This window comes from Methyloversatilis sp. MC4-4 (genome assembly GCF_049843555.1).
GTDB lineage: Bacteria > Pseudomonadota > Gammaproteobacteria > Burkholderiales > Rhodocyclaceae > Methyloversatilis > Methyloversatilis discipulorum_B.
The window spans coordinates 248,101-266,095 of the sequence record NZ_JBBHZK010000003.1; the positions used below are offsets into that span (position 1 = coordinate 248,101).

The 17,995-nt window shown below is 67.4% G+C and carries 15 protein-coding genes; 6 read left to right on the forward strand and 9 right to left on the reverse strand.

The window, feature by feature from the left end; all coding sequences use genetic code 11:
- Positions 1 to 149 precede the first annotated feature (149 nt).
- From WDZ97_RS14160 to hemC, 7 genes are all read right to left on the reverse strand, one after another.
- The gene (locus WDZ97_RS14160; protein ID WP_019916860.1) at positions 150 to 785 is read right to left on the reverse strand and encodes an OmpW/AlkL family protein; all 636 of its coding nucleotides are present in this window, start codon (positions 783 to 785) and stop codon (positions 150 to 152) included.
- 80 nt (positions 786 to 865) lie between these two features.
- Positions 866 to 1,894 (reverse strand): M48 family metallopeptidase, encoded by a 1,029-nt coding sequence (locus WDZ97_RS14165; protein WP_425763171.1) that lies wholly within the window; start codon positions 1,892 to 1,894, stop codon positions 866 to 868.
- Complete coding sequence (locus tag WDZ97_RS14170; RefSeq protein WP_425763172.1) at positions 1,875 to 2,960, reverse strand: YjgN family protein; 1,086 nt, start codon at positions 2,958 to 2,960, stop codon at positions 1,875 to 1,877. The genes WDZ97_RS14165 and WDZ97_RS14170 overlap by 20 nt, the downstream gene beginning before the upstream one ends.
- Positions 2,961 to 3,016: 56 nt before the next feature.
- Positions 3,017 to 4,180, reverse strand: a complete 1,164-nt coding sequence (locus tag WDZ97_RS14175) for a heme biosynthesis HemY N-terminal domain-containing protein (RefSeq protein WP_304000432.1) — start codon at positions 4,178 to 4,180, stop codon at positions 3,017 to 3,019.
- Positions 4,180 to 5,283 (reverse strand): uroporphyrinogen-III C-methyltransferase, encoded by a 1,104-nt coding sequence (locus tag WDZ97_RS14180; protein ID WP_425763173.1) that lies wholly within the window; start codon positions 5,281 to 5,283, stop codon positions 4,180 to 4,182. The genes WDZ97_RS14175 and WDZ97_RS14180 overlap by 1 nt, the downstream gene beginning before the upstream one ends.
- Positions 5,284 to 5,287: 4 nt before the next feature.
- Positions 5,288 to 6,085 carry a uroporphyrinogen-III synthase gene (locus WDZ97_RS14185; RefSeq protein WP_304000434.1) on the reverse strand — a complete coding sequence of 266 codons (798 nt, stop codon included), beginning with the start codon at positions 6,083 to 6,085 and terminating at the stop codon, positions 5,288 to 5,290.
- Positions 6,082 to 7,092 carry a hydroxymethylbilane synthase gene (gene hemC, locus WDZ97_RS14190; RefSeq protein ID WP_304000435.1) on the reverse strand — a complete coding sequence of 337 codons (1,011 nt, stop codon included), beginning with the start codon at positions 7,090 to 7,092 and terminating at the stop codon, positions 6,082 to 6,084. Before hemC ends, WDZ97_RS14185 begins: the two co-directional genes overlap by 4 nt.
- 196 nt (positions 7,093 to 7,288) lie before the next feature.
- Here hemC and ppc point away from each other — a divergent pair, with 196 nt between their 5' ends.
- Positions 7,289 to 10,072: a phosphoenolpyruvate carboxylase gene (gene ppc, locus WDZ97_RS14195; RefSeq protein WP_304000437.1), complete on the forward strand. Its 2,784-nt coding sequence runs from the start codon at positions 7,289 to 7,291 to the stop codon at positions 10,070 to 10,072.
- Between the two features lie 205 nt (positions 10,073 to 10,277).
- Here ppc and WDZ97_RS14200 read toward each other — a convergent pair whose 3' ends face one another.
- Together WDZ97_RS14200 and WDZ97_RS14205 are read right to left on the reverse strand one after the other, a co-directional pair.
- Positions 10,278 to 10,991 carry a LytR/AlgR family response regulator transcription factor gene (locus WDZ97_RS14200; RefSeq protein WP_425763174.1) on the reverse strand — a complete coding sequence of 238 codons (714 nt, stop codon included), beginning with the start codon at positions 10,989 to 10,991 and terminating at the stop codon, positions 10,278 to 10,280.
- Positions 10,992 to 10,993: 2 nt separating this feature from the next.
- Positions 10,994 to 11,992 (reverse strand): sensor histidine kinase, encoded by a 999-nt coding sequence (locus WDZ97_RS14205; RefSeq protein ID WP_425763175.1) that lies wholly within the window; start codon positions 11,990 to 11,992, stop codon positions 10,994 to 10,996.
- 102 nt (positions 11,993 to 12,094) lie between these two features.
- Here WDZ97_RS14205 and argH point away from each other — a divergent pair, with 102 nt between their 5' ends.
- The 5 genes from argH (at position 12,095) to WDZ97_RS14230 (ending at position 17,981) form a co-directional block, all read left to right on the forward strand.
- Positions 12,095 to 13,531 (forward strand): argininosuccinate lyase, encoded by a 1,437-nt coding sequence (gene argH, locus WDZ97_RS14210; protein ID WP_304000440.1) that lies wholly within the window; start codon positions 12,095 to 12,097, stop codon positions 13,529 to 13,531.
- Positions 13,532 to 13,612: 81 nt separating this feature from the next.
- On the forward strand, positions 13,613 to 14,914 hold the full coding sequence (locus WDZ97_RS14215; RefSeq protein ID WP_425763176.1) for a protein kinase domain-containing protein: 1,302 nt from the start codon (positions 13,613 to 13,615) through the stop codon (positions 14,912 to 14,914).
- 4 nt (positions 14,915 to 14,918) lie between these two features.
- A complete protein-coding gene (locus WDZ97_RS14220) occupies positions 14,919 to 16,256 on the forward strand; it encodes a protein kinase domain-containing protein (RefSeq protein ID WP_425763177.1) in 1,338 nt (445 codons plus the stop codon).
- A complete protein-coding gene (locus WDZ97_RS14225; protein WP_425763178.1) occupies positions 16,253 to 17,122 on the forward strand; it encodes a fructosamine kinase family protein in 870 nt (289 codons plus the stop codon). Before WDZ97_RS14220 ends, WDZ97_RS14225 begins: the two co-directional genes overlap by 4 nt.
- Positions 17,123 to 17,417: 295 nt before the next feature.
- Positions 17,418 to 17,981, forward strand: a complete 564-nt coding sequence (locus tag WDZ97_RS14230) for a phasin family protein (RefSeq protein WP_020165799.1) — start codon at positions 17,418 to 17,420, stop codon at positions 17,979 to 17,981.
- The last annotated feature ends 14 nt before the right edge of the window (positions 17,982 to 17,995 follow it).

Genomic DNA, 17,995 nt, shown 5'->3' on the forward strand with positions numbered 1-17,995 from the left:
GGCGTCGTCTGCGTGAAGTGCTGCGCACGGACGCAAGCGTCAAAAAAACGGGCACCTCAAGGGTGCCCGAACCGGGACTGCAGGAAGAACCTTTGGCTTGCCCGCCGGCCTTCAGGCTTGTGGCCCTCGACCGGCGAACCCGCTCAAACTCAGAAGCGATAGCCGATACCGACCGAATACAGCATCGGGTCGATGCCCAGCTTGGTCACCTTGGCGCCGCCAGCGCCCTTGATGAAGATGTCGGTGTCGATCGCGACGTACTTGACGTCGAAGTTCAGGAACCACTTCGGCGCGATCTGCACGTCGGCGCCGACCTGTGCTGCCCAGCCGAAGCTGCTGCGGTCAATGCGCAGCGGCACGCTGCCGCCGAGAACGGTGCCGGCGTCCAGATCAACGCTGGAGAAACGCGTGTAGTTCAGGCCAAGACCGGCGTACGGGCGAATCTGACCTTCCGGGTTGAAGTGGTACTGCAGCGTCAGCGTCGGCGGCAGGTGCTTGACCGAACCGATGCCCACACCGCCCAGCTCCACGTCATGCTTCTGCGGATAGGTCAGGATCAGTTCGGCCGCGATGTTCTTGGTGAAGAAGTAGGTGATGTCGATTTCCGGGAACACCTTGTTCTCGGCTTCGACATCGATCGGCAGGCCCAGACCGCCCGAATTGTCATTGTCCGGGTTCATGTACAGCGCACGTGCGCGCACCATCCAGTTGCCTTCGTCCGCTGCGTTCGCCACGCCTGCCACGGCAGCCAGTGCTGCCACACCCACCCACTTGATCGCCTTCATTTTTACGTGCTCCAGAGGATTTAAACCGCATTCAGTGACGGCAGTATCCTCAAGAGCCGAAAACCCCACGTTGACCAAGGTCAATCGGCGGCGAAGTCTCCACGGCGCAGTCTTTCGATACGTTGTGCGCTATCCGGATGGCTTGAAAGCCAGCCCGCAGCCGTGCCATCCTCGCGCGCGCCGTGCGCACGGGCGAGGCGTTCGAGCATGTCGGCCAGCAGCGCCGGCGAGCGGCCCTGACTGCGCAGCGCATGCGCCGCGTAGGCGTCGGCTTCAAGTTCCATGCTGCGGGAATAGCCCGACTGCAGCAGCACGGTCGGCGCCATCGCCAGCAGGCTGCTCACGTCACCGGCGTACCAGGTCATGAACAGCGCGACGGCCGACCCCTGCAGCACCATGCGCATGCCATGCATGCGTTCAACGTGCCCGAGTTCGTGCATCAGTACGGCCAGCACCTGTTCATCATCGTCGGCCAGCGCGACCAACTGGTCGGTGACGATGAGCGAGCCGTCCGGCAGCGCGAACGCGTTGGCACCGACCGACCCGCCCGAGCGGAACAACAGCGTGTGCGGCAGCGCGCTGCGCGCGGCGAGCGCCGAGCGCAACTGCTGCTGGCGCGCCTCGTCGAGCTTGCTCGGTGCCAGCAGACGGTCGTCCAGCAGTTCCAGCGCCTGCTGTGACATGCCCGCCACCACCGCCTGCGGCACGTGCGGCGCCGCCATGCCGGCAGCCCAAGGCAAGCCGTAGCGCGCGCCCAGCCAGACGATGAGGATCAGCGCTGCGACGGCACCGAGCACGACGCGTGCATCGAAGGCCCAGCGCACCGTCGCACGGTCGCGATGACCGCTGGCGTCGAGCAGCAGCGCCAGCGCGGCGTGATCCCGCACCTCGACGTGCGCACCGTCGGCGAAGGTGATCAGCCGCGGCGCCGACCCCATGGGCTCCGACAGACGCAGCGTCGACAGCGGCTCGCGGCGTGCGACGCCTTCGGCATGCACGTGCAGCGCGTCACCGTCGAGTTCGATGGTGGCCGCATGCGCCCGCGCGCTGACACCGTCGAAATACAGGGCCGCCACCGCTGACGGCATGTCAGAGCGCGATGTCGACATCGAACAGATCGGCCGCCTCCTCCCCGGTCGCCGCCACGTCCGGCGACTGGCCGGCGACGAAGTCGTCGAGCGGACCGGCGCTGATCATCGTGACGCTCTCGATCCGGTAGCGTGCGAGCCTGATCGCGGCAAAAGGCATGAACAGACCGAAGGTGCACACGATGGCAATCAGGTTGGTCAGCGTGATCGCGTACAGCGTGCGGGCACGGGCACGCGACTCGAAGCGATGCGGGCCGAGTTGCGTGTTGTTCCACACCACGTTCTGCAGGCGTGCAAGCAGATAGGGCTGGACCAGCATGAGCACGGCCAGCCAGCCAAGCATCAAGAGTATCGGCAGCATGGACAGGCTCTCCGGTCCGCCGCCACTCAGCACGATGAGACCGATCATCGCGGTGCCCAATACGAGAAAGCCCGTCAGAAAGAGCAGGAACAGGACGCCGTAGATCTTGTAGAAGGCGGACACCGGTACATCCAGATGGAAACGCGTGGTGCCAAAGCGTGTGTTGTCGAGCTGATAGCGCTTCATGCGCTGGTGCCACATCGGCGCCAGCAGGTAGAGCGTGACGACGGACAGCAGCGGCCACATCAGGAAGACCGCGTAAGCGCCCCTCTCGTCGCCATCGAAGGCGAAACGCAGGCCACGCCAGCTGGTATTGCGAGCCCGGAACTTCAGCGAACGCATCAGCAGCAGGGGCATCACCGCGGCAAGCACGACGGCGACCGCGATGCCGAGGATGGGCGAGAACTCGAATGACAGGTGGTAGGCGACCAGCAGGATGACGCCGATCACCCGCCCCTTCAGGATGGCGCGCGGATCCCCGTGGTAGTCGAAGGCCGCACCGCCCAGCGTGGTATGGCGATGGAAGTACTGCAGCCGCCGGACCTTGGCCCAGGCCGAGTAGATGCCCAGTGTGACGATGCTGAGCAGCAGATTGACGATCCAGATACCGAAGTACTCGGCACCGCGGCCGGAGAAGATGAGCGCCTCCGCGTGCGGCGCGCCGGACCGCCCGAAGGGGTCGGCAGGCGGCTGCGCCGCGACTTCACTTTCGAAGGGATTGTTCATGTCTCGCCCGCGCCGATGATCACGCGCGGATCATGACATACGCACAGCGGCGAGGTTCACTTCATCAGCGCCGCCGCGCGGAAATGTGCCCGTGCATCGTCGGGTCGCTCCAGGTGCTCGGCCAGCAGCGCCAGTTCGACATGGACGATGCGCGACGGCTGCACCGCCAGCGCCGCTTCGAGATAGCTCTGCGCCTTGCCCCACAGCTGCTGCGTGCGGCACAGGCGGCCGAGCGCGAGCAGCAGTTCGGCATCGTCCGGATGGTCGCGCAGCCAGGCCTCGGCCCGGGCGATGCGCGCCAGCGCGTCGGCGCCGTCGGAGTGCGCGTACAGCGTCATCAGCGACGATTCCCAGCCGCGCTCGATCTGCGCCTCGATCAGCTTGCGCGCCTGCGCGAACTGGCCGGCGGCGACCAGCGCCTCGCACATCGCACGCACCACCTGCGCGTCCTCGCGCTCGACCGACGGCAGGCTCTTCCAGTAGGCATCCAGTTCCGCCGGATCGATGTCGTGCAGCGCCCCCATGTGCGCCTGGCGCCGGACCGGTGCCGCCTGTTCCGGCGTCAGTGCCCGGTGCTTCTGCAGCAGACGCACCACGCGCAGCAGACCGCCCCAGTCGCCGAGGCCGCGGCGGGCGCGCATCGCCAGCCGCAGTGCTGCGACGTGGCGCTGACCACCCGATTGCAGCACGTCGATGCGTTCCAGCGCGTCGCCGTACTCGCGGCGGTCGGTCAGGATGTCGGCTTCGGTCATCAGGCGCGCGGTGCGCAGATCGTCGAAACGCTCGGCCTGGCGCAGCCACTCGTCGGCCTGCACCTGCTCGCGCATCGCATGCGCCGCGCGGGCGCCGATGAGCGCCGCCAGCCCGGGCGATTCGCCGCCCTCGACCGCCACCCGCGCGCTGCGTTGCGCGTGGCCGTAGCGGCCTTCGAAATACAGGCGCGCGGCGTCGCGCAGCGCGGTCACCGCACGATGACGGCGCTGACGGGCGCGATAGCGCGCGGCGCGCGCCGGCATCCGCATCAGACCGTCGATGAAGTGGAACAGGCTGTACAGCAGCGCGACACCGAGCAGCAACGTGACGATGAACAGGTTCAGCGACAGCTCGACGCGCCAGGGGGACCACTGGATCAGCACGAAGCCGTCGTTGTGGCGGGCGGCGATGACCAGACCGACAGCCAGCGCACACAGGCCGAGCAGCCACAGCAGCAGGCGCACCATCAGCGCTTCTCCTCGCGCGTGACAGTCGGGCGCTGACGCTGCGCCTTCAGCTGGGCCAGCGCACTCATCGATTCATTCAGCCCCGGCAATGCCTCGCCCGGATCGACCGCCGCCAGCTGGCGCAGCGTGACCAGCGCGTTCTCGGTCTGGCGGGCGCGGGTGTCGTAGTAGCGCTCCAGCCACTCGCGCGCCAGCCGGATGTCCTCACGCCAAACGGCACCGTTACGCTGCAGCAGCGCAACGCGCGCATTGATCAGCCGAAGTTTCAGGTTCTCGCGCAGGAAGAAGCTGTGCTCCGGCGACAGCAGCGCGGGATCGGGGCGGTCCAGTCGTTCGATGCGCACCAGCTGGCGCACCTCCTCCCACACCGCCCGCGCCAGCCGTTCGGCCTGCGTCGGCTCAGCCCCCTTGTCGTCGCCGGGCGCTGCTGTCGACGCAGACGCACCCCGGGCCGGCGAGCGCTCGAAGGCGAGCGGCAGCCCGTCGACGACCGCCAGCAAGGTGTCGATGCGCAGTGCCTGGCCGGACAGATCGGCCATCGGCGCGCGGCGCAGTCGTTCCATGTCGTTGGCCATGGCGCGGCGCAGCGGCAGGTAGCGGCCGGTATCGACGCGCGCCAGCCGCGCTTCGGCGCCGGACAGCGCACTGAGCGCGAGCTTGGCGTCGCCAGCCAGCTGCAGCTGCTGCTGGCCCAGCACCAGCGCGTGCTCGACTTCGGCCAGCACGCGTTCGTCGTAACTGCGCACCAGATCGTCGGCCAGGTATTCGTAGGCGTCGATGCGTGCCCGCAGTTCGGCCAGCTGCACTTCCTGGCTGCTCAGCCGTGTGCCGTAGCCCGCGATGCCGGCGGCCTCCTGTTCGGTCGCGCGGGTGGCCTGCGCCGCCTGTTCGCCGACCACCTCGACCCGCCGATGCAGTTCCGACTCCAGCGCACGCATGCGCTGCAGCATCAGGAAGCTCGCCACGCCGAGCGCGACCAGCAACAGCAGCGACAGGCCCAGCGCCCACAGTGGAACGACGCCCTCGCGCTTCGACGACGCCGGCTGGGAGGCAGCTGCGCCGACAGGGGTGACAGGGGTATTCGGAGGTGTCTGCTCGCTCATGTCGTCAGTGAAGGTCGCGCGACGGCGACGAAAAGTAATCGGTCAGGCCGGCCATCAGGCCGGCATCGGCGGGATCGGTTTCGATCACGCGGGCAAAGCCCTGTTCGCGTGCCTGCTCGGCAATGCGCGCGTGTGGCGCGAACAGCGGCAGCGCGCGCAGCGCGTCGGCGCAGTCCAGGCCGGGCAGTGCCAGCAGATTGCGCAGCGACTCCGACGAGGTGATGGTCAGCGCGTGCAGTGCGTCGCCTCGTACGGCCTCGCACAGCGGTGCGCCATCGCGCGGCGGCACGCGCCGGTAGCAGGTGATGTGTTCGACCGTCGCGCCGCGCGCGCGCAGCGTGTCGCCGAGCAGTTCGCGCCCGCCGTCGCCGCGGAAGATGAGCACCCGGCGTCCGGCCAGCGCGGCAGCCGACAGTTCGGGCAGCGCCAGCAGCGCCTCGGAATCGAAGCGGCCCTGCTGCGGCACGAGCACGCGGGCGATGCCGCGCGCGCGCAGCGCCTGCGCCGACTGCTCGCCCACCGTGGCGGCCGGCAGTGCTGCCGGCCAGGCACGCCGCGGCAGGATCAGGTCGAGTGCATGGTTGACCGCGTTGGCGCTGACGAACACCGCGAGTGCCGCATCGTCCAGCGTCGCCGCGGCCGCTGTCACCGCCGCGGTGTCAGCCAGCGGCTCGATGTCGATCAGCGGAAATTCGAGCGGATGACCACCGGCCGCGCGTATCGCGTCGCTGAGCGCAGCCGCCTGCGCGCGCGGGCGGCTGACCAGCACGCCGCGTCCGCTCAGCGCGCCGCGCGGATTCATCGTCCGGCCAGATCGTCGAGGATGGCCTGTGCGCCGTCCGCAAGCAGGGCCTCGACACAGACGGCAGCCAGTTCGTCCGGCTGCGCGATATTGCCGCGCGCCTCGGCCATCGCGATACGCGAGCCATCGGGCATCGCGACGCGCGCGCGCAGCCACAGCGCGCCACCGTCGAGCACGCAGTAGGCGGCCAGCGGCACTTCGCAGGAACCGGCCAGCGCGCGCGACACCGAACGTTCGGCGCGAACGCAGGCTTCGCTGGTACCGCACACCAGCGGCGCCAGCCAGGCCGCCACTTCCGGCCGCGACGACAGCGCCTCGATGCCGAGCGCGCCCTGACCGGCTGCCGGCAGCGACAATTCGACCGGCAGCAGCGAGCGGATGCGATCGCCCAGCCCGAGTCGCTTGAGGCCGGCCGCGGCGAGGATGATCGCGTCGTACTGACCCTCGTCGAGCTTGCGCAGGCGGGTATCCAGATTGCCGCGCAAGCTGCTCACCGCGAGATAGGGGAAGTTCGCACGCAGCTGCGACTCGCGCCGCAGGCTGGAGGTGCCGACCACGGCACCCGGCGGCAGTTCGTCGAGACTGGCGTAGCGCGAAGACACGAAGGCGTCCTGCGGCACTTCGCGCTCGAGCGTGGCGACCAGCGCGAACTCGTCGGCCAGCGTCATCGGGACGTCCTTCATCGAATGCACGGCCAGGTCGGCGCGGCCTTCGAGCAGGGCGGTTTCCAGTTCCTTGACGAACAGCCCTTTGCCGCCGACCTTGGCCAGCGGGCGGTCGAGAATCTGGTCGCCGCGCGTGGTCATGCCGAGGATGTCGACGGTCGTACCCGGGTACAGCGATGACAGTCTGTCACGCACGTGTTCCGCCTGCCACATGGCGAGCCGCGACTCGCGCGATGCGATCACGATGCGCCCGGGCTTCGGGTAAGCTTGGGTTTCCTGCTGCGGTACCGACTGCGCGCGATCCGCCGCAATGAGGTCCGCCGGGCCGGCCGGATGATCCATATGGAAAATAGGCGTGTGGTGATCAGTTAGGTGAACACACCGCGCGCCAGCGTGAGCGAGTGCCTACAGGCAGCGCGCGAATCGGCCCGAATTCTAGCAGCCCCGGATGGAACATCGCATCGCCTCGGCCAGAGCAGGCCGGCGGCGCGCATGAATCAGACACTCATTCAGGACCCTCTTCGAGGAAGGATTGCCAGTGAATCAACAGGCCCAGACGCCGGTTGCGGTGCACGATCGCGCCACGCACGACAAGGACCAGCCGCTGTTCGACGACATCCGCCTGCTCGGCCGCATGCTGGGCGACGTGGTGCGCGAGCAGGAAGGCAGCCGCATGTTCGAACTGATCGAGAACGTACGCCAGCTGTGCGTGCGCTTCCGCCGCGACGACGACCTCGACGCGCGCGCCGAACTGGCCAAGCTGCTGAATGGCCTGTCGGACGACGACACCATCATCGTTGTACGCGCCTTCAGCTATTTCCTGCATCTGGCCAACATCGCCGAGGACCAGCACCATATCCGCCGCGCCCGCGCCCATGCCATAGCCGGTGACCCGCCGCGCCCGGGCACGCTGGCCAACGCGCTCGCCAAGGCGCTCGATGCCCAGATCCCGGCCGAGGAAATCCTCGCCTTCTTCCGCGACGGCCTGGTGGTGCCGGTGCTGACCGCACATCCGACCGAGGTGCAGCGCAAGAGCATCCTCAGCCAGGAAATGAAGATCGCCCGCCTGATCGACGAGCGCGACCGCATGCGACTGACGCCGGAAGAGCTGGAAGAGCGCGATGAGGCGGTGCGCCGCACCATCACCTCGCTATGGCAGACGCGCATGCTGCGGCGCACCCGGCTGTCGGTGGCCGACGAGGTGATCAACGGCCTGTCGTTCTACGACTACACCTTCCTGCGCGAACTGCCGCGCGTCTACAACGCGGTCGAGGACCAGCTCGAAGCGGCCTTCCCCGAACACAAGCGCGAAATCGGCAGCTTCCTGCGCATGGGCTCGTGGATAGGCGGCGACCGCGACGGCAATCCTTTCGTCACCGCCGACGTGCTGCGCGCGACGCTGCGCGTGCAGTCGTCCAAGGCTCTGGATTACTACCTGACCCAGGTGCACATCCTGGACACCGACCTGTCGCCGACCACGCTGCTGAACAACGTCAGCGACGAACTGCGCGTGCTGGCCGCCACCGCACCCGACAAGTCGCCGCACCGCGAGGACGAGCTGTACCGCCGCGCACTGGCCGGCATCTACGCCCGCCTGGCGGTCACCGCCCGCACGCTGGACCAGCACGAGGCGCTGTGGAAAGCGGTCGGCGACGCCGATCCCTACACCGACGCCGCAGAATTCGTGCGCGACCTCGACGTGATCCACGATTCGCTGGTCAGCCACAAGTCGGCGTTGATCGCGCGCGGCCGGCTGCGCCGCCTGCGCCACGCCGCACGCGTTTTCGGCTTCCATCTGGCGGCACTCGATCTGCGCCAGAACTCGGATGTGCACGAGCGGGTGATCGCCGAACTGCTGGCCAATGCCCACGTCTGCAACAACTACCTCGAACTGCGCGAGGAGCAGCGCATCGAGGTGCTGATCAACGAACTGGGCACACCGCGCCCGCTGACCGCGCCCTTCATGCAGTTCTCGGCCGAAACCGAGGGCGAGCTGGCGATCGCGCGCACGGCCGCCGAAATGCACAAGCTTTACGGCGAAGCGGCGCTGCCGAACTACATCATTTCGAAGACCGACGGCGTGTCCGACATGCTGGAAGTCGCGCTCATCCTGAAGGAAGTCGGCCTGCTCAACGTGCACGAGCGGCAGGCGGCGATGAACATCATCCCGCTGTTTGAAACCATCGGTGACCTGCGCAACGCACCGCGCATCATGGACCGGCTCTTTACGATTCCGATCTGGCGCGTGCTGCTGGACGCCCGCGCCCTCACGCAGGAAGTGATGCTGGGCTATTCCGATTCGAACAAGGACGGCGGTTTCCTCACCTCCGGCTGGGAGCTGTACAAGGCGGAAACCAAGCTGGTGCAGGTGTTCAAGCGCCACGGCGTGCGGCTGCGCCTGTTCCATGGCCGCGGCGGTTCGGTCGGCCGCGGCGGCGGTCCGAGCTTCCAGGCCATCCTGGCACAGCCCGGCGGCGCGGTGCAGGGGCAGATCCGCATCACCGAACAGGGCGAAGTGATCGCCTCCAAGTACTCCAATCCGGACGTCGGTCGACGCAACCTCGAAGTGCTGGCCGCGGCCACCTTCGAAGCGACGCTGCTGGGCAAGCGCGAGGCCGCCGCACCGCCGGAATTCACCGACGCGATGGAAGAGCTGTCGGGCTACGCCTTCAAGGCCTACCGCAATCTGGTCTATGAAACCCCGGGCTTCGAGAAGTATTTCTGGGAATCGACCGTCATCACCGAAATTGCCGAGCTGAACATCGGCTCGCGCCCGGCTTCGCGCAAGAAGGGGCAGAAGATCGAGGACCTGCGCGCCATCCCGTGGGTGTTTTCGTGGTCGCAGTGCCGGCTCATGCTGCCCGGCTGGTTCGGCTTCGGGTCGGCGGTGAACGAGTACCGCACCCAGCACGCCGATGGCATGGCGCGGCTGCAGGCCATGGTGCACGAGTGGCCCTTCTTCGCCACGCTCATTTCCAATATGGACATGGTGCTGTCGAAGACCGACATCGCGATCGCCAGCCGCTACGCCGAACTGGTCGAGGACGAGGCGCTGCGCACCGCCATCTTCACGCGCATCCGCGCCGAATGGCAGGCGACGCTGGACGCGGTGCGCCAGATCACCGGTGCGCCGGAGCTGCTGTCGACCAATCCGCTGCTCGCGCGCTCGATCCGCAACCGCTTCCCCTACATCGAGCCGCTGAATCACCTGCAGGTCGAACTGCTGCGCCGCTTCCGCGCCGGCAACCGCCACGAACGCACCCGCCGGTCGATCCACCTGACCATCAACGGCGTGGCGGCCGCGCTGAGAAACAGTGGGTGATGAGGTGAGGGTTTCGCCGAGCACTGCTCGGCGCTCACCGAATGGGTCGGCCATGCAGGGCCGACTTCCGTAGCATCTGTTCCGGCGAGCACTGCTCGCCGCCCATCGAACCGGTTTGCCCTGCAAGGCGAACCGTGGGTGAAGCAGGGGTTTCGCGAAGCACTGCTTCGCGCCTGCGAGACCGGTCGGCCATGCAAGGCCGACCTCAGCCGCGCTCCGTCCCCCGGATGTCGGCGAACTCCGCCCTGACCTGCGCCCATTGCCGCCGGCTCACCGGCAGGCGTTCGTCCAGGCCCCTCAGCACGACCGCCCAGTGTCCTTCGGCGCCATCACGCACGTGTTCGAAGCCGACCACCGCGTCGCGCGCCACCAGGCAGTTGCGGTGTATGCGCACGAAGCGCCGGGCGAACTCCTGCTCCAGGGCAGCCAACGCTTCCTCCAGCAGGTATTCGCGTGCAACGGTGCGCGCCGTTACGTATTTCAGTTCGGCGCGCAGATAGAGGATGTCGGCCACCGGCAGCAGCAGGATGCGGCCGCGTTCGCTGCACGACAACTGGGTGCGCCCGGCCTCAACCGGCCGTGCCCGCCGCTCCGGTACCCGGCGCAGCGCGTCGAGCAGCCGGTTCGCGCGCACCGCGTACTGGTCGTAGGCAGTGCAGAACACGAGTATCGGCGGCCGCGGCAATGCCGCCAGGCGCGTCGCCAGTTCGACACCGTCCATGCCGGGCATGCGGATGTCGACCAGCGCAACGTCGGCCTGATCGTCGGCAGTCAGCGCGGACAGACGTTCCAGCGCCTCCTGTCCGTTCGCAGCCTCGCCGACCACCCGGTTCGGCAGTTCGGCCTCGATGTCGGACAGCAGCGCGCGCAGTCGCAGGCGGGCCGGGGCTTCGTCGTCAGCGATGAACACACGCAGCATGCTCAGGCCCCCACCCGGTACGGAAAGCGGATGCGCACCCGGTACAGGCCGTCCTGCTCGCCTGCTTCCAGTTGCGCTTCGAGGTCGAAGAACAGCATCAGCCGCTCGCGGATATTGTCCAGCGCCATCCGGTTGCCGCTGCCGTGCCCGCCGGCACCGTCGCGCGGCGGCGCCGGATTGTCGATCTCGACCACCACGTCGCCACCGGCCCGCTGCACGCTCACCCTGACCTCGCCGTTGCCAGCCAGCGGCTCGACGCCGTGATACACCGCGTTCTCCAGCAGCGGCTGCAGCATCAGCGGCGGTACCCGTGCGTCGGCCGGGCAGCCGTCGGTCTGCCAGCGCACGCTCAGTCGTTCGCCCAGGCGCAGCGTCTCCAGTGCGATGTACTGGCGACACAGCGCCAACTCGTCACCCAGCGTGACCAGATCGCGGTTCTCGCGCATCAGCACGCGGAACAGGTCGGACAGCTCCTCCAGCGCGCGCTCGGCCCGACGCGGGTCCTCGCGCATGATGCCAAGCACCGCATTCAGGCTGTTGAACAGGAAGTGCGGCCGGATGCGCGCCGACAGCGCCATCAGCCGCGCCTGCGCGATGGCCGGACCGAGCGCGCGCTCCTGCACGGTGAAATAGGTCATCGCGGCAGCGGCCGCCAGCAGCGCCCACATCGCCTCGCGCACCGGCCAGGACGGTACCGAGTCGACGTCCCAGCCGCCGAGCGCGGTCGTCGCGAGCACGCTGCCGAGCGCGACCAGACCGGTCAGCGCCCAGCCGCTGCGCGCGCGGAGCCTGGTGAACAACGGCGCCATCAGATAGAGCAGCAGCAGCGACAGAATCAGCGCCGGCTCGACCCTCGCCGCCATTTCCGCCGCATCGAGCGGCAGCGCGTCCCAGCTGCGGTTGCGCGCCAGCAGCGCCAGCGCAGCCAGCGCGTTCACCAGCAGCACGGTGCGCAGCATCACGCCGAGATTGCGCCAGTCGGGTGCGCGCGCCGGCCTCATGTCAGCTCCCACGCCGGACGCACGCCGGCCGGCGCGTCGGGCTTTGCGCCCCGCTGGCCTATAATTGACGGTTTCTCGCAGCGTGCCGAACTTCTTTCCATCATGAGCGCATCTTCGCAGTCCGAGCCGACCAAGGCGTGGTCGGGCCGTTTTTCCGAGCCCGTGTCCGATCTGGTGAAGCGTTATACCGCTTCGGTGTTCTTCGACCAACGCATGTGGCGGCAGGACATCCGCGGCTCGCTGGCCCATGCCGCCATGCTGGCAAAGCAGGGCATCATCGCGCAAGCCGATCTCGACGCCATCCGCTCGGGCATGGCACAGATCACGCAGGAAATCGAAGCCGGCCAGTTCGACTGGAACCTCGACGACGAGGACGTGCACCTGAATATTGAGAAGCGCCTGACCGCGCTGGTCGGTGACGCCGGCAAGCGCCTGCACACCGGCCGCAGCCGCAACGACCAGGTGGCGACCGACATCCGGCTGTGGCTGCGCGACGCGATCGACACCATTCTCGCGCTGATCGCCGACTTCCAGCGTGCCGTGCTCGACCTGGCCGAACACCACGCCGCCACGCCGCTGCCCGGCTTCACCCACCTGCAGGTGGCGCAGCCGGTCACCTTCGGCCACCACCTGATGGCCTATTTCGAAATGCTGCGGCGTGACGCCGAGCGCTTCGCCGACTGCCGCAAGCGCACCAACCGGCTGCCGCTCGGCTCCGCCGCGCTGGCTGGCACCACCTTCCCGATCGACCGCGAATTCGTCGCCGCCGAACTGGGCTTCGACGAAGTCTGCTTCAACTCGCTGGACGCGGTGTCCGACCGCGACTTCGCGATCGAATTCTGCGCCGCCAGCAGCCTGCTGATGACCCACCTGTCGCGGCTGTCGGAAGAGCTCATCCTGTGGATGAGCCCGCGCGTCGGTTTCATCGACCTGGCCGACCGCTTCTGCACCGGCTCGTCCATCATGCCGCAGAAGAAGAACCCGGACGTGCCGGAACTGGTGCGCGGCAAGACCGGCCGCGTGAACGGCAGCCTGGTGGCGCTGCTCACGCTGATGAAGGGGCAGCCGCTGGCCTACAACAAGGACAATCAGGAAGACAAGGAACCGCTGTTCGACGCTGCCGACACGGTGATCGACACGCTGCGCATCTACGCCGACATGATGGGCAGCACGACGGGCGCCGACGGCAGCAAGGTGTTCAACGTGCGGGTCAAGGCCGAGGCGATGAAGAGCGCGCTGCGCCAGGGTTACGCCACCGCCACCGACCTCGCCGACTGGCTGGTCAAGCGTGGCCTGCCTTTCCGCGACGCGCACGAGGCAGTCGCCCGCGCGGTGCGGCTGGCCGAGCAGAAGGGCTGCGACGTGTCCGACCTCACGCTGGACGAGCTCAAGTCCTTCTCGCCGCTGGTCGATGAATCGGTGTTCGCGGTGCTGACGGTCGAAGGTTCGCTGTCCGCCCGCAACCACATCGGCGGCACCGCACCGGAGCAGGTGCGCGCCGCCATCGTCCGCGCTCGCGCGCGGCTGGCGACCGGCTGAACGGGAGAATCCGCTTGAAACCGACAGGCATCACACGCACCGGAGCGACCGCGCGACGCCTGTCACCGGCCCCACGCTGACATGGACCTGCTCGGCAAGTACCGCATCCAGCGCCTGCTCGGCGAAGGCGCCACGTCCAAGGTGTTCCTCGCGCACGACCCTTTCGGCCGGCGCGACGTGGCCATCAAGATCGTTGCCCGCGGCGACGACACTGGCGCCAGCGGCAGCAAGTCCGAGCGCTACCAGCGCAAGTTCTTCGTCGCCGAGGCCTCGCTGGCGGGCAAGCTCACCCACCCGCACATCGTGCAGATCTACGACGCGGTGGCCGACGCCGACCCGGCCTACATCGTGATGGAGTATGTGCCGGGCGGCACGCTGGAGCCGTATATCTCGGCCGACCGGTTGCTGCCGGTCGGCGACGTGCTGGAAATCATCTTCAAGTGCACGCGCGCGCTCGACTTCGCGTGGCGACTGGGCGTCATCCACCGCGACCTGAAGCCGGCCAACATCATGCGCGTCGAGGACGGCGCAGCCGTCGGCGGCACCAATGTGAAGGTGTCGGATTTCGGCGCCGCGATGTCGGTTTCGGCCACCGAGACCCAGGTGTCGGGCGTCGGCTCGCCGGCCTACATGAGTCCGCAGCAGATCAAGGAACACCCGCTCAATCACCAGACCGACATCTTTTCGCTCGGCGTGGTGATGTACCAGCTGCTGACCGGCCAGCTGCCATTCCAGGGCAGCAACAACTTCAGCATGATGTACCAGATCACCCACGCCGATCCGGTACCGCCGTCGGCGCTGCGTCCGGAGTTGCCGTCGGTTCTGGACGACATCGTGATGCGCGCGCTGCAGAAATCGCTCGACGACCGCTACCCGAGCTGGGATGCCTTTTCCTTCGACCTCGCCGAGGCCTTCCGTACCGAGGCGCAGCGCGACCACGGCAATCGCATTGCCGACAGCGAGAAGTTCAATTCGCTGCGCCGGCTCGCCTTCTTCCGCGATTTTTCCGACGTCGAGCTGTGGGAGGTGGTGCGTCTGGGCGAATGGCACCGCGTGGCCGGCGGCCAGATGCTGCTGCGCGAGGGCGACCCGGGCGACGGTTTCTTCATCGTCGCGGAAGGCGAAGTGAAGGTGACCAAGGGACGCAAGCTGCTCAACGTGCTGTCGGCCGGCGAATGCGTCGGCGAGATGGCCTGGCTGACGCCGGAGCGCGGCACCCGCGGCGCCGACGTGTCCACGCTGTCCGAGGCGGTGGTGATCCACCTCGCCAACGCGGCGCTCGAACACGCGTCGGAAGCCTGCCGCCACCGCTTCGACCGCGCCTTCCTGCGCATCCTGGTCGAGCGGCTGTCGCTGGCCAACCAACGCCTGACCGGTGTCTGAGCGGATGCAGACACCCGCGCCGCCGACCCCGCCCGACGTCCCCGCACCCGGCAGCTCGCTGGGCCGCTACCAGCTCAGGCGCATCATCGGCCGCGGCAGCACCAGCACCGTCTGGCTGGCCTGGGATCCGCAGACGCAGCGCGAAGTGGCGATCAAGTGCATCGACCCGGACGTGCTGAACGACCACGCGCGCGGCAGACTGCACCGCAATCTGCTGATCAACGAAGCTTCGCTCGCCGACAAGCTGCAGCATCCGCACATCGTCGCCATCCACGACGCGGTGGTGACCGGCGATCAGGCCTATATCGTGATGGAGTACGTCGCCGGCGGCACGCTGGAGGCGCACGTGCAGCGTCCCGGTCTGCTGCCGGTGGAGCGCATCGTCGAACTGATGTTCAAGTGCACGCGCGCACTCGACTACGCGTGCCAGCTGGGCATCACGCATCGCGACATCAAGCCGGCCAACATCCTGCTCACCCGCGACGGCGAACTGAAGCTGACCGATTTCGGCGCGGCACTGTTCACCGCCAACGAGCGCACCCAGGTCGAGGGCGTCGGTTCGCCGGCCTACATGAGCCCGCAGCAGGTGCGCGAGATGCCGCTGAACCACCAGACCGACATCTACTCGCTGGGCGTCGTGCTCTACCAGTTGCTGGCGGGCGAGCTGCCCTTCCAGGCAAGCAACAAGTACAGCCTTGTGTATCAGATCATCCACGTCGAACCGCCTCCGCCGTCGGTGCACCGTCCGGGCCTGCCACCCGCACTGGACGCCGTCGTAGCGCGTGCGATGCAGAAGGACATTGCGCTGCGCTACGCGACCTGGGCCGAGTTCACGCACGACCTGGCACAGGCCTTCCGCAACCGCCGGCTCAAGCCGCGCGAGGACGAATCGGGCGCCGCCGAGCACTTCCGGTTGCTGCGCACGCTGGCCTTCTTCAATGACTTCAGCGACGTCGAACTGTGGGAGGTCGCTCACTTCGCACGCCAGGAGCGCGTCGCCGCCGGCACGCTGCTGATGAAGGACGGTGAACAGGGTGACCGTCTCTACGTGCTGGTCGAGGGTGAGCTGGCGGTATGCAAGTCGGGCCGCACGCTGAACATCCTGACCAGCGGCGAATGCTGCGGCGAAATGTCGGTGATCGCCCGTCGCGACCGCAAGCTGCGCGCCAACGACGTGCAGGCGAGCACCGACAGCCTGCTGTTCGCGATCGACGGCGAACGCATCCGCCGCGCCTCCGAAACCTGCCGCATGCGCTTCTACGAAGCCTTCCTGCAGGTGCTGGCGGCGCGGCTGTCGTCGGCCAACATCCGTCTGGCCGACAGCTGGGGCGGTGGCGAATGAACGCGCTTGCGACACGGATCGCCACTGCGCTTGGCGTGGGCTGCACGGGCACTGTCGAACTGACACCCGGTCGCACTCGCCGCGCACTGAGGATCGACACTGGCGACACGCCTCTTTTCGTCAAGCTGCTGCCAGCCGACCGTGCAGAAGTGTTCGCCGCCGAGATGGAAGGACTGGCGCTGCTGCGGGATACCGGCTGCTTCCGGGTACCGGCCGCGCGCGGCAGCGGTACGGCCGGCGACGTCGCCTGGCTGGCGCTCGAATGGCTGGACCTGAAACCGGTGTCCACCGACGAAGACGGGCGCGCTTTCGGCAAGGCGCTGGCAGCGCTGCACGAAGTACACGGTGAGCTGTATGGCCTGCCGCGCGACAACTGGCTCGGCGACAGCCGTCAGGAAAACGGCACGTCCACGACCTGGCCACTCTTCTATGCGCAGAAGCGCCTGCAGCCGCAACTCGAACGACTGATCGCCGAAGGCATGCGCGGCGAGCTGATACGGAACCTGCAAGGCATCGTCGAACGCGTACCCGCCCTCTTCCTCGAATACCGCCCGGCCGCCTCGCTGCTCCATGGAGACCTGTGGCACGGCAATGCCGGCATGGTCGATGGTCAGCCTGCCGTGTTCGACCCGGCCGTGCATTACGGCGATCGCGAGGCGGACTACGCAATGACGGAACTGTTCGGGGGCTTCCCGATCTCCATGTACGCCGCCTATCAGAAGAGCGCCCCGCTGGACGCCGGCGCCGCATCCAGGCGCGGCCTCTACCGGTTGTATCACCTGCTCAACCATACGCTGCTGTTCGGCAGTGCCTACCTGCGGGAAACCGAACGCACCGCAGCACGACTGCTGTCTGAACTGCGCTGAGAGCGCCCTGGCGCGGCATCTGACGCAGCGCACCCCGGCTCCTGCGTTTTTATGAACGTACGTTCACATCTCATTGTTTAGGCGAAGAAATAATCCGGAAAAGTTTTTGTGTGCAGTGCAACAAAAACATGTTGACATCACGTCGACCCGCCCTATAATCGTGTTCATGGTGCAGCGCAATACGAACCCTTGGGGTAAGTAGTGAGTCGCACGATTTAGGTGACCTCGTGGGTGTTCCCGGTATTACCGCCCGGTCGTGGTCGCTCTTTCAACTACATGTACGGAGATAACCACCATGGCCTTCACCCCTGAACATTTCGCCGCCGCCAACAAGAATGGCATCGAAGCCCTGCTGACCCTGGCCAACACCGCCTTCGCCAGCACCGAGCGCCTCGCCGCTCTGAACCTGAACACCGCCCGTTCGCTGCTGGAAGACAGCGTCGCGAACGCCAAGACCCTGATGGGCGCCAAGGACGTGCAAGAGATCGTGTCGCTGCAGAGCGGCCTGGTCCAGCCGGCGATCGAGAAGGTCGTTGCCTACTCGCGCAGCGTCTATGAAATCGTTTCGCAAACCCAGGAAGAACTGAGCAAGGTCGTCGAAGCTCAGGTCGGTGAAGTCAACAAGGCTGTCACCTCGACCCTGGATCAGGCCGCCAAGCAAGCCCCGGCCGGTTCCGACGTCGCCGTCGCCGCTGTCAAGTCGGCCATCGCCGCCGCCAACAGCGCCTACGACAGCATGGCCAAGGCTGCCAAGCAAGCCGTCGAAATGGCTGAAGCCAACGTGAACGCCGCCACCTCGGCGACCGTTCGTGCCGTCGGCGCCGCCAGCACGACCGCGAAGAAGAAGGCAGCTGCCTAAGTCTTCAAGAGCAG